This is a genomic window from Spiroplasma sp. NBRC 100390, assembly GCF_001886495.1.
In the GTDB taxonomy this organism is placed as follows: Bacteria; Bacillota_I; Bacilli_A; order Mycoplasmatales; family Mycoplasmataceae; genus Spiroplasma.
Genome location: NZ_CP018022.1, coordinates 456756 through 470290, shown reverse-complemented (window position 1 = coordinate 470290; position 13535 = coordinate 456756). Strand labels below are relative to the sequence as shown.

The 13535-nt window shown below is 27.0% G+C and carries 11 protein-coding genes; 1 reads left to right on the top strand and 10 read right to left on the bottom strand.

Annotated features, from left to right (window positions below; translation table 4 throughout):
- Positions 1–458: 458 nt before the first annotated feature.
- The gene (locus tag S100390_RS02120) at positions 459–1400 is read right to left on the bottom strand and encodes a hypothetical protein (RefSeq protein WP_070406653.1); all 942 of its coding nucleotides are present in this window, start codon (positions 1398–1400) and stop codon (positions 459–461) included.
- 149 nt (positions 1401–1549) lie between these two features.
- Between S100390_RS02120 and S100390_RS02115 the strand changes: the two genes are divergently transcribed.
- Positions 1550–2515 carry a GMP reductase gene (locus S100390_RS02115; RefSeq protein WP_443027998.1) on the top strand — a complete coding sequence of 322 codons (966 nt, stop codon included), beginning with the start codon at positions 1550–1552 and terminating at the stop codon, positions 2513–2515.
- A gap of 30 nt (positions 2516–2545) precedes the next feature.
- Here the strand turns inward: S100390_RS02115 and rpsU are convergent, their stop codons facing one another.
- From rpsU to S100390_RS02065, 9 genes are all read right to left on the bottom strand, one after another.
- Entirely contained in the window at positions 2546–2710 is a 165-nt protein-coding gene (gene rpsU, locus S100390_RS02110; protein WP_004028656.1) for a 30S ribosomal protein S21, read from the bottom strand.
- A 133-nt stretch (positions 2711–2843) separates the two neighbouring features.
- On the bottom strand, positions 2844–3593 hold the full coding sequence (locus S100390_RS02105) for a hypothetical protein (protein WP_070406651.1): 750 nt from the start codon (positions 3591–3593) through the stop codon (positions 2844–2846).
- A complete protein-coding gene (locus tag S100390_RS02100; protein ID WP_070406650.1) occupies positions 3586–4089 on the bottom strand; it encodes a hypothetical protein in 504 nt (167 codons plus the stop codon). Before S100390_RS02100 ends, S100390_RS02105 begins: the two co-directional genes overlap by 8 nt.
- Positions 4090–4207: 118 nt before the next feature.
- Complete coding sequence (locus tag S100390_RS02095; protein ID WP_070406649.1) at positions 4208–5719, bottom strand: hypothetical protein; 1512 nt, start codon at positions 5717–5719, stop codon at positions 4208–4210.
- A complete protein-coding gene (locus S100390_RS02090; RefSeq protein ID WP_070406648.1) occupies positions 5719–7800 on the bottom strand; it encodes a hypothetical protein in 2082 nt (693 codons plus the stop codon). The genes S100390_RS02095 and S100390_RS02090 overlap by 1 nt, the downstream gene beginning before the upstream one ends.
- A complete protein-coding gene (locus tag S100390_RS02085; protein ID WP_231918070.1) occupies positions 7790–10576 on the bottom strand; it encodes a hypothetical protein in 2787 nt (928 codons plus the stop codon). The genes S100390_RS02090 and S100390_RS02085 overlap by 11 nt, the downstream gene beginning before the upstream one ends.
- A complete protein-coding gene (locus S100390_RS02075) occupies positions 10570–11205 on the bottom strand; it encodes a hypothetical protein (protein ID WP_070406647.1) in 636 nt (211 codons plus the stop codon). Before S100390_RS02075 ends, S100390_RS02085 begins: the two co-directional genes overlap by 7 nt.
- 242 nt (positions 11206–11447) lie before the next feature.
- Entirely contained in the window at positions 11448–12335 is an 888-nt protein-coding gene (locus S100390_RS02070; RefSeq protein WP_083258390.1) for a hypothetical protein, read from the bottom strand.
- Positions 12336–12604: 269 nt separating this feature from the next.
- Positions 12605–13510 carry a hypothetical protein gene (locus S100390_RS02065; protein WP_070406646.1) on the bottom strand — a complete coding sequence of 302 codons (906 nt, stop codon included), beginning with the start codon at positions 13508–13510 and terminating at the stop codon, positions 12605–12607.
- Positions 13511–13535: the final 25 nt, after the last annotated feature.

Below are 13535 nucleotides of genomic sequence, written 5' to 3'. Positions count from 1 at the left end.
TTTGTTTTATTACTAAAAGAAGCGGAAAATTAATATCATAAATTGCAATATGGTGGTTATTACTTTTAAAATTAATAAAAGCTTCAAATATGAGACTCATCTCTTTTTGCAAAATATTAAAATAACTAAAACTTTTATAAAAAATTAAAAACAAGGTTTCTTAAAATAACATTACAATAGTAACATAATTAATTCCAAAATATTACAAATGCCTCGGGGCCCACCATTCCAACCACCTAACTATTTATTGTAAAAAAGTAAGGAATGGTTAATAAAAAAAGAATGTATTTATTAAATACATTCTTTTTTATACTTAATAATGTGTTAAATATCTTGGTTATTAATTTAAATAAAATAGTTACTAATTATTTTGTTTCTTGTAATAATTAATTTTCTGAAAGGTTTCTTGATTAAAAATGGATTTTATTAATTAATAAAATCCATTGTTTTAAGTTTCATTAAAATTGACGTTGCGCACGATCTTCGGTTTTATATTGGGGGATATTAACCATATATCCATCTTCACGGCGTCATAATCCTTTAATTACTTTTGTTATTAAGTAAACCATAAAGATTGTCCCAATTAGGGTTGACGTAAAGTTTAAGATGTTAGCAAAAATTGATAGACCATTTTGTCCCTTTTGAAACATACGGCCAAATGCTTCGATTAGTTTTAATAATGCGGTAATAATTTGAATTATTAACATTATTGTTACTAAAACAGTATAAATAGTTGACACAAAGCGTAATCATTTTCCAAAAGAAGTTTCTGCCATCATATTAGCAACAACTCTACTACTATAAAATCCAGGAACTAAAATTAAGCTTATAACACTAACAGCAGCTAACACTCCCATCATAATCGCAAAATTTCGTTGTGAGTCGCCTACTCAAACTTTATTTGTTGCTGAATTATAAAAAATCATAACTGCAGCAATACTAACAAGCGCTGATACTAATCACGCAGTTCCTAAATAACGGACAATTACAACACGAGCATTTTTTGTTGCTTTAACATCAGTATCTGGTAATCATGTTAAGGCAAAAGGTGCAAAAAATCCACCAAGTGATAATGATAGTACAGCTAAACTTCATTTGTTAGCACATAATTCAGCATCATTACTGGCAATTGCATAACGGATTAACCCAATATTACAGATAATTGTTGTAAAAAACGAGAAGATTACAGCAAGTAAAATTACTACCTTATAACTTGCTAAATCTGCATATGAATTCATTAATCAAGTATTTGCGGTATCTATGTCGCCAACAAAAGTTCCATTGTTATATTTACCTAAGAAATAAAAATAAGCACTTGCAGCAATGGTAATTCCAACAATACCGACAATACTTGACAATACAATTCAAAAACGAGTAAATCCAAAATTTCTTGTCATCATTTGTATAATCACTGTTCCTTTCTAGAATTATGTAAATAATTATATGCTTTTCTAGTTTTATTACAAGATGTTTTTTTAAACATTTTTAAAAATAAAACTAACCTTTTCCCCTTGCTTTTATGATACATTTAAATAGTGAGGTGAAATAAATAGTGAAAGCATTTGATTATGAAGACATTCAATTAATTCCAGAATTATGTGTTGTTGATTCTCGAAAAGAATGTGATACAACCGTTAAACTAGGAAAACATACTTTTAATTTACCTGTTGTGCCATCAAATATGGCAACAGTGGTAAATGAAGAATTATGCGAAAAACTAGCTGAAAAAAACTACTTTTACATTATGCATCGGTTTAATGTTGATCAAGTTAAATTTATTAAACATATGAAAAGTAAAAACTTAATTACTTCGATTTCAGTTGGAGTTAAACCAAATGATTTTGAATTAATTGAAACATTAAAAAAAGAACAGTTAATTCCCGATTATATTACAATCGACATTGCTCATGGCCATGCCTTTAGTGTTAAAAAAATGATCGAACATATCCGCACCCATTTAGGCCACGAAACCTTTATTATTGCCGGAAATGTTGGAACACCAAAAGCAGTTCGTGATTTGGAACAATGAGGTGCTGATGCAACCAAAGTTGGAATTGGACCAGGAAAAGTATGTATTACCAAACTAAAAACAGGATTTGGAAATGGTGGCTGACAATTATCGGCTGTTAAATGATGCAGTAAAGGAAGCTCAAAACCAATTATTGCTGATGGTGGATTACGCGTTAACGGTGACATTGCTAAATCAATTCGGATGGGAGCCACAATGTGTATGGTTGGTAGTTTATTCGCTGCCCACCAAGAATCACCCGGAAAACAGGTTGAAATTGATGGTGTTAAATATAAAGAATACTTTGGATCGGCCAGTGAATACAATAAAGGGGAAAAACGCTATGTTGAAGGAAAAAAAGAATTAATTGAAATTCGTGGTAGCATTTTTGAAACCCTTCGAGAAATGACTGAAGATTTACAATCATCAATTTCTTATGCTGGTGGCAAAGATTTGGACGCAATTAAAAAAGTTGATTATGTTATTTTAAAAGAAAGTAATTTTTAAGAAAAAAAATCCCATATAAATGGGATTTTTTTAACGAAAACTACGAGATTGCTCTTGTTTATAGCGTCTTTTTTCCTTTTTACTCATTCAGTGCTCTCGCTTGCGGGCTTCTTTTCGTTTTACCGAAGAAACCTTGTTAAAACGCTTTAAAGCTTTGTCTAGCGGTTCTCCTGCTTTGACAACAACAGTAGCCATAATATTTCAACTCCTAAAACTATATAAATTAACAATACTATATTATCATATTTTTTGAGACAAAACAAATTTTTATTATTTATCTCTAAATTAATCACATTTTCTTTTAATTTCCCCCATTTCTTCCAAATAATTAAATATTTGCTAAAAGATTATAATTACTATTCCCAACAGTTGATACATCCTTCGTTAATGTTTTAATCTTTTGTTTTAACTGTAAAAAACCACGCATTACTGACTCATAATCTGTTAAAACAACATCTTCAAAAGTTCCTTCAGCAAGACTCATCGCTTTTAATTTTCATGAGGTTCATTTTTCTTGACAAAGCGTTGGGATTATTGTAATTAATTCGGTCGGTTCTAACATAACATTAAAAGTTCGGGCAAGGTAAGACTGGACAGATTCTTGTAAATTAATTAAACCATAATCTAATTTAAAAATATCTTTGGTATTACGCTGGTAAATGACTGTTTTTCTTGTTTTAACATCAACATAAAAATGATTAGCTCGTGACATTAACCCATAATGTTGCTTAATGGATATTCACTTAAGTTTTGGAAAATTTGTTTTAATTGCAAGTTGTTCTGCTTCTGTACAAGAAAAATTATGAACAAGAAAGAACTGGTTTTTTAAAAAATCTAATTCTAAATTATTAAGATAAATTAATAAACTTTTTAAATTAACTAACTTATCTTGTTCTAACAAACGGGTTCTAACAATATTTAAAGTTCCCTTCATCTGTTCTTTGGCATGATTTCCCATTCATAAATAATATCCGGTATCAAGATCATAAATAATTAAATTTGGATTATTAAACAAACATTTATTTCGATGATAAATTTTAACTGTATAACTTCCTAATTCAATTCGTAAATTAGCCATGAAAGTCTTTCCACTTTGCTTGAGCTAATTCGTTTAAAGTTGTATAAGGATAATGTTGTTTCAAAAAATCATATATCCCTTGATTTAACTTCATTAACGAATAGTAATTTGTTAAAAAATAAACAATTGCTTCTTCAAACGGTAATAATGGAATCACCTTATTTGCTACCAAATAAATAAATGCTAAGGCACTGCTTTGACTAATTCCATCATAACAAGCAAGGTATGTTGTTTCGGTTTTTACTTTTTCATTTAAAAACTTTAAACCCGCAATAATTGTTATTTTTGAAATATTATCAATATTATAATAATCAAACAATTTTAAAATTATTTTATGTTCTCATAATAAGTACCCTTTTTTCCGAGCAATGGCTGTTCGATCATAACATAACAAATTAAAATAAACATCACTAATAATAACCTTATTTTCAATATCAACGGGGATTAAAAACTGATTGCCAACAGCCAAGTTATCAATGACTAATTTCCGTGGCACAATACTCCTACCTTTCTGAATGAAAATTTTCATTATCTTTTTATTATTTTAATTATTTTATTTCATAGTTCTTTTCATTCTAATCATATCAAAAAAGGAGCATAATTTTCCTCCTTTTTTATTTTTTACGATTCTGATTTCATTTCTTCCTTGTTTGTCGTGCTTTTCCTTTTTTAGTCGTTGAAAACAAAGTCAATTTAATACGATAAACTAATCAACTTCATCAGTTACGAAAAAAATAGTCTTGCACATTTGGAAAGAAAATAAAAAGAGTTAATAAAATAATTAAAAAATAAAAAACTCATGCTCCTTTTAGAAATCATCAATATGTTGTTAACATTGTAATTTCAAACCCATTACTTGTTCAAAATAATGCTCATAATAAATTAATTGAAAATGGTAACAATATCTGTAGTGTTTGATAATACAACTGATATATAACTGTTGTTTGAACAAAACGAGGGTTGATACTATTTTCATCATTTAAAAGATTTGTTATTAATGTTTTACTTTGATTATGATATGTTAATAAATCAATTCAAGTTTTTTGATAAAAAAGATATTTATATTGATAATTAACAAGAACTCCAATCTTGTTAAATTTATCATTAAGATAATGAATTACTGCTAAATTAGTCATAAATTGACAATACATTGTTTTAAAACTAGCTAATACCAATAAAATCATAAATCATACTATTGCTAAACAATAACTATATAAGTATAAACTTAAATTAGTTAATATTTCGTTTTGCTGAAATAATAAAAATGAAATAAAATTATATGAACTACCTACTGCTCATAGATTTGAAATAAAAGCAGTAATCGTTTGGATTATTATAGTAAGAAGAAAAACAATTAGTGGTTTGAGTTGAAAAACTAATAAAATAATAAAGATAATAAAAGCACTTAAATTAATTAATAATGATTTTTCATTAAAATTAATTGTTGGACTAAATAAAGCATAACTATCATTTCCTAAAACAAAAAATAAAATTAAACTAACGATAAATGTTAAAACAAAAATCTTAAAATTACCCCTAAAAATTTGTTTAATAAATTCTCGTTTCATTCCTTGTTTTGAAAAATCATTGTTAAGATAAGTAACAATAATGTTTCCTAAAATAACACCACCAAGAATGGCCCCCAACGCCAAATAAGTTTTACTATGATTTATTAAAATAAACGGATATAGTAAAATTGGCACACAAAAAGTAACAACATAACCAAGATCTTTTAGAAAGAATGTTAATATTACAGCAAAGAGAAAAACTAACCCTATTAAATAAACTGTTGATAAGACTTTAAATAGAAGAAACCATAAGCCGTATAAACCATATGAACTAATAAACAATGTTAGAAAAAGAACAAGGAAAAATAAAGTTAAAAAATAAAGAACCTTGTCTTGTGAAATTTGTTGTTTTGGTTGTCTTTGCGTTAAATTTCCTAATAATAAAATAATTGTGATTATCCCTAAAAAAGCAACAATAATTAAACCACTAATACTATAATTAACATCATTTTGTGAAAACAAAAATAAAGCACTAAGAATACCACCAACAATTAATAAACAAAGAATAATTCTGCTTAATATTGGCAGAATTTTCTTTAATTTTAATTCAATAAACATTAGCTTAATTGCATAATTTCTGCAACAATTGCATTAATTTCTTCATCGCTGGTATAAGTATATGAGTGTTTGTTCCCGTTCTTATCAAGATAAACATACAAGTAGACATTAACGGTTGTTGTTGTGATTTTAATTTCATGGTTAATACCCGCTTTAATTGCTACTAACGCGGAATTATAACTATCAAAATAAATATAGGGAATTAAACCTTGGTCAGCACGAAGCTGACTATAAATGCGATAAACATTATAAACACCATCTTGAATAATATTATCATAAGACATTACCCCATTATCTCAACTAGCAATTTCTTTACGATTAATATACTTTCCTGTTAAAGTAATTGTTTGATGTAATTTTGCAATTGCATCTTCTCTACTTTCCGCTGAAATAACACTATTACCAAAAACATCAAAAGCAAAGTATTTTTTTAATAAAATTTCTTTTTCATATTGAAACTGTTTTTCACGCGCATCAGCTTCTGTCATTGCTAACGCTAATCCATCTTGCGAAGAGATATCTTGGACATCAAGATAAGTATACATTAAACGCGTATCAACGATTCCAGTTAAAAAAAGATAGTCATCTAATTGTGATTTTGTCGCATAAAAGTCATCTCGTAGTTTATAAGTTATTTCTCCATCAGCATTTGTTGCTGTTGGTCCTACTAAAATTTGAGGTTTTAGAGTTTCTTCATAATATTTAGCACTTTCATTTAAGGAATATTTATATCCTTGTTGGCCATTAACATCATAAAGAATATCTGCTTTAACACCATATTCATTATAAGGAACACCATTTTTATCAACTTTATCTAAATTTAAAAATTTTTCTTCATAAAAGTTATTGAATCATAAGTCATAAGCTTGCCGAACATATTGGGTTGGAATCTCACTTGGTCTTGTAATATTAATTGGCAAATTTTCTCAACGATATAATTCTTTTTTCGTTACGCTTCTAACATCATTATCATATAACATCATTGTTGAATCATATTTATTACTTGTCGCAACTCGCTCTCAGTTAAAATTATTGAAATGCCAAGCACTTCCTGATTTAACTGGTAAGTAAGTTAATTCATAAGTATTATTACCACTAGAAAAAGTTCTTGTATAATAATACTTACCAACCGAACCAATTCAATCATCCATTTGAACATGCGGTTTTCAACCACTACGGTAAGTAAAATCCCAATTAGTAAACTTCCGTTCTGGATCAAAGATTTCGACTGTTTCTCCAGCATAATAGGTTTTTTGACTACCACCATTAACACGAACCTTAATTAAATTATCATTTCCTGGGGAAATAAAAATTGTTTGACTCGTTGTTGTTGCTAAGAAATTAGCATAATTTAATGGCTCATTAATATTATTAACATTTGTTCAAGTTGTTCGAAAATTATTTGCTACAACATTACGCAAACTATCACGGGTCCCATAAATAGGAATTTGACCCGTAAAATCACTTGGTGCTAAATTATATCCTTCAGTTAAAACACTTTTTAATGCTTTCTGATCAGCATGATTAAAAGCATTATAATAGCGGCCATTAACATAATAGTAAAGTGACTTATGTAATCCACCCTTATAAATGAAACCAGCTTTTGCTTCTTCGGGAGAATCAAATCAATTAATAGCATCATAACTATATTTTAAATTAATATTTTTTGTATAAGTCTCTAAAGCAATATCTTTTGATAAAGTCGCATTTCCATAAGCATCACGGTAAATTAATTGGTAATTATTAAAATCAATATCATAGACCTTGGTTGGATCTAATGTTCGATATTGATAATCATTAATAATTTTTCCTGGATTAGATGATGTTTGAATTGTTTCAACTTTATTATTTTGCATAATATAACTGTCTAGTTCTTGTTGTGAATAAAATTTTTGACCATCATAATTTCATTCTGTTTTCATGTCAACTGTTGTTGATGAATTTTTAATCATCTTAAATAAGGCACCCTCTGGTGAAATAACATCAGCACTATAATCAGGAACTGTACTCATTGTTGTCCCAACTGGGGTTGCTGTTAAAATTAAACTTCCAAGTAAACCCTTCAATAAATTAATTGCCATTTTGCGACACCTTCCCTCTACCATTAACCTGATTAGTATTGTTTTTAACTCATTTATAAAAATCACTTTCACTATTAAACTGTAAATCACCAAAGAAAACATGATAATTAATTACTTTATCAGTTTTTAAAACAATATCCGAATTACGATAAACATAATTTTTAGCATCATTAGCGGTTATAAAATATCGTTCTTGCCCATTAAAAATAACACTATAAACTTTACTTGTTGCTCCAACCTGATGGGTTAATTTATCAAAGCGAATTGTTCTAATTAAATCACTTTGTAAAATTGTTTTTGATAGTAAAACATTATTCTCAATATAATGATTTTGCTCACGAAGCAATGTTGCTTCATCATCATAATATTTTGTAATTCCTTCTAAATCAGTAAACTTATATTTAATAATAAATTGATTATTTGTGATCTTTGTTTTTAAACTATTTTTTGCATCAATAGGATTATTAAAGAAAGCATTAATTCCATCAAAATACATTTTTACTACTTGCTTCGCAAAATATTTTTCAAAAATCTGATTTGTAAACTGTTTTAGTTTTTGTAAAGCATCATCGGGATTATCTTTATCAACTGTAATTTCACTCGTTTCTTGTTGACTCATAACATTAATATAATAGGAACGGGTTGATAGAAATTGACTTGGATTTGCCAAAATATATTCTTTTAAGTACTTTTCTGCCTTGTTTCGCCCTACAATTATGCTTCCTAATACAGCAAACATTGTATCTGGTTTAATTTCTTCATCATCGTTAACAATACTTCCATTTGAAAATAATTCAATTGGAGTTAAATTAACAACATTACTTGGATTAGTGCCTGAAATTGGAATATTTAGAATTGGAATTTCAATTTCAGTTGTTTGATAATATAACTTTTGACCTTTCCCTAAATCATTTTCATAAGTATTAAATTTAAAAGGTGAAACAATATTACCAATATCTCAAACTGCCTTTGCAAATTGCATTCCTGCCACAATTTTACCCGCAAATTTTGCAATCTTTGATACTGGTTTAAAAGCTGCTGTCATATCAATTTTTGAACCATCTTTACTAATTGTTAAATTACCACGTAAAACTTTTGCAACTTCCTGATATGCTTTCTGAGAACTTAATTTTTCCCCACCAATTACATAATACTTTTGGCCATTTTCTAAATAAGCTTGATACGATGATAATACCAAACTAATTTCTGCTTCAGATATTATTTGTCCATTGCGATGAATTTGTTGAATCTTATGATAAGCATTAAAAATGTTATTCCCAATTTGTTGAATCTTATTAATTACAGTAGTTAATTTATTTACTTTTGATGGTGATTCATACATAAACTTTGACGGATTAATAAACATGTTAATAATATCTGTTAACATTAACTCTTGTGTTGATGTTAATCCATGTTGATCTTGAAAAATATCATCTAAATAATCCTGAAACATATCAGTATTACTTTTAATTACATTTTTTAACATTGTTCGTAACAAGTTAATAAATGCCACAGCATTAGTTTCATTCCCCGAATGATTAACAGTTAACGTATAATTATAAACTCTTTGTAAAAAGGCCAATGTTTTCTCCCACCGACTCATTCCGACAACTTGGTTTAATTGCTTTTTAATTTCAAAATATTTTAAACTATTATCTAAATCATAAAATTTGATTCTATTAGCTGTATAAAATAAATCTTCAAATTTTTTCTCACCTTCTTCAGTAAAATCAGAGAAATCTCTCTTAATATCTCAACTATTCTCTTCATCTTCTTCTTTGGAATTTAATTGTGTATTAATAAAACTTGAAAGAAGGACTAATGGCTGCATTATTACATTAATTGTATTTGAACCAACTTTTTTCCAATTATGTTTTAACTTATCTGTTAGAGTGGTAAACGAATCATCAGTTTCAATATACAATGGTCCTGAAAAATTTCCATTCAATCCACGTGAATCAAGATTTAACCAATAAGTTTGCTTTGGCGGTTGATAAGGTTTAATATAATTCTTCTTATCATTCTCTGTTAATGACATTTGTGATAAGTCAGGATGACTTAGTTTTGATCACCGATAACCATTATAATTATATTGAATATCAGTTGTTGATTTTAATCATGATAAAATTTGATCTTTTGTAAAGAAAGACCCCGCCATTTCATAAGTATCGGTCTGAATATTATTTTCTAAGTTTTTTGTAACAATATTTTCTAAATATTGAATTGCTTCATATTTATTTTGAAATTCAATATTAGTATCATTATTGTTGCTATTTCCCAATTGATAAACCTTTTGATAGTCAGTATAAGTACTAATTGCCTCTCTTTTTGATAAATAAGCATTACCATCTTTTCCTTTATAAGCAGAAGTCAACTGATCAACATTTGATGTTAAAACTTGATTCGATACTTGATTACCACTATCAATTAGATAATTATAGGGATTCCGATAAGTATGATATTCCTTAATTGGTGTTTTCGTCATCATATCAGCTTCTAATTTATAAAAATCATTCATACCATAACTTTTATTGTTATATAAGTAGTAATTATTTTGTGTCGCATATGATTCTACTTTCATATTATTATTAACATATTGCATTAAAGCAGCCTTTGAACGAAAAACATTGCCATCAAATTTATAATAAATATTATTAGCTGTTTGATTACCAGCAACTATTGTTGAAACAGTGGCAACAACAGTCCCAACACTTAAAATAGAGATTGAACTAAAAATAGAAATAATTTTTTTTGATTTAAAAAATTTATTTATCATTTAAGAAATTGCCGATTACGGTTATCCATTCATAGTTCAACATCTCTTATCGTTGTTATTTGATCATTATTTAAACAAGAAAAAGTTAAGTTTGCCTTTGCCTGCCCCCCTTTGAGAAGAACAACTGGCATTTTCCCTAAATACTCATAACTATTATCAACAACTTTAATTTTTATCTCATAATAAAATCACTTGTCAGTTTTTTCATCATTAGAAAAAGTTTTAAAATAATTTTCTGAAATTGCCTTTAAAATTTCTGAATTATTATTTTCAAAATTTTCTTGACTAAAATTAATATTATTTTTTGTAATAAATTCATTAGGCAAATAAATAAAATATGCATTAAACACTTGCCCAAATGTATTATCAATTATCACCGTGTAAAGAATTGATACTCAACCATATTGAATTCATTCAGTATCTTCTTCAGATTGAAGTGATTCATCCTTAAAAAAGAACTCCCTCTTATACACAAATGTCTTATTTGTAGCAAAAAAAGCTGTTAAATTTTCTGTTGCAATTGATACTTGAATATTATTATCATTATTAACTTTTTGACAACTAACAATTGACCCCACACCAACTGTTGTAATTACTAATGCATTTAACAATGCTAAAACCTTTTTCATAAAAACTAATTCCTCCATTAATATTGTTATTAATTAATATTTAATAATTTTAATATTTTTAGATATGATAGTTTTTCTAGTTTATAAAATTTGTTATTATCGTGATAAAAAGTTTAACAACTAATTATTTTAAATAAGTTATTAATATCATAGGTTTATATAATTTGATAAGTTTGCTATCAAAGGATATAACATTATCCCTTTTAAAGATAACATAAAATAATTATCAAAACATTCCCATTTTACAATTGCACATGAAAAAAAGGCATTCATAATTCTACATCTTTTATTACAAATAATTCCTTGTTATTTAAATAAGTAAAAGTTAAATTTACTTTCGCCCGAATCCCATCCTTATAAGTTTCTGGAAGTTGCCCTAAATACTCATAACTATTCGTAATAACTTCAATTCTCTTTTCACGATAAAATCATTGTGAAGAAAGATCATTATCACTAAAAATTTCTGTACAATATTTTGAAATTAAATTTAAAACTTTAATATTATTATTTTGATTATAAATTTCTTTAGGAAATTCACTATTTATAATTGCTAGCACTTCAATTGGAAACCGTGGAAAACCTCAAAAATCTTGTCATAATATTGACTTACCAAAATTAATATACCCATTAACATATTCAATAAGTCATTTATATTCATCATACTGTTTTGTTTCAGTAAATTGTAACACTAAATTTTCTTGTTTAAAATTAATATTATTTTTTTTACTAGTTATTGTTAAATCAAATTTTAAGTTATAAATTTGATTTAAAATATAGCCATTAAACTCCTTCATATTATAGATTCTAAATGTATAATCACTTTGTAAATAAGTAAAAAAAATGTTAAATTTTTTCACTAAAGTTTGATTTAAAATATTCCTAAACATAGTAGTTGTTACTCCACTAGTCATTCTTTCAGTATCTTCTTCAGATTGAAGTGATTCATCCTTAAAAAAGAACTCCCCCTTATACACAAATGAATTATTTGTAGCAAAAAAAGCTGTTAAATTTTCTGTTGTAATTGGTACTTGAACATTATTATCATTATTAACTTTTTGACAACTAACAATTGACCCCACACCAACTGTTGTAATTACTAATGCATTTAACAATGCTAAAACCTTTTTCATAAAAACTAATTCCTCCATTAATATTGTTATTAATTAATATTTAATAATTTTAATATTTTTAGATATGATAGTTTTTCTAGTTTATAAAATTTGTTATTATCGTGATAAAAAGTTTAACAACTAATTATTTTAAATAAGTTATTAATATCATAGGTTTATATAATTTGATAAGATTGCTATCAAAGGATATAACATTATCCCTTTTAAAGATAACATAAAATAGTTATAAAAAGCAATAGGTATAAATCTTTTGAAAAAACACTCCCATTTTAAGATTGCAGATAAGAATACTCCATTCACAACTCATAACTTTGCGTTGCTGTAATCTTTGTATTTAATAAACTTGTAAATAATAAAGTAACTCAAGCTCGAACTCCTTCTTGTCTAGAATATTCAAACGGTGTTGCCCCCAAATACTGATAATTAATAACCTCTACTTGAAATTGCTTGTCTTGGTAAAGTCATAAACCTTGCCCTAGTCCTTTTTTAATAAAAAGATTAGTATAATACTCCGAAAGAAACGCTAACACCATCTTATTATTATCTTTTGTAAAAATATTTTTATTTTCTTTTGTTGTTCAATTTGCAAAAGGATGATGTGGTAAATGACCACTCTCTTCAAAACCAGGATACTTTTTTGCTCACAAAAAACTTCCTCAGTTTTCTAAATAATCTAAGTAAATGGTTAATCATCGTTGTTCATCATATTGTTTTGTTTCTGTAAATTGTAATATTAAATTATTTTCAGTAAAATCAAGATTATTCTTTAAACTAGTAATCCTAAGTTGAAACTCTAAAGCATAAGGTACTTCTAAGAGAAAACGATCAAAGTGGGTTAAGTTCTTAATTTCAAAGTTATATTCACTTGGAATATAAAAAAAGTATTTTCTAATTTTTTGTCCTAAAGTTTGATCTAATAAACTTTTAAACATATTATCGGTACGTTCAGCAGTCATTCGTTTTGTATCTGCTCGTGTTTGCAATTGAGCATCTTTAAAGAAAAATTCGCCTTGATATTGAAAAATACTATATTTGGTAAAAAATAATTTTAAGTTTTTATAATTTAATGAAACTTTACGAATTGTCATATCATTAGTTTCTTTGCAGCTAACGACTCCTAATGTTGTTGTGGTGGAAAGTATCCCCACACTTAACAACAATAAAAATTTCCTCATATGATTCTTATCCTTCCCATCTAGT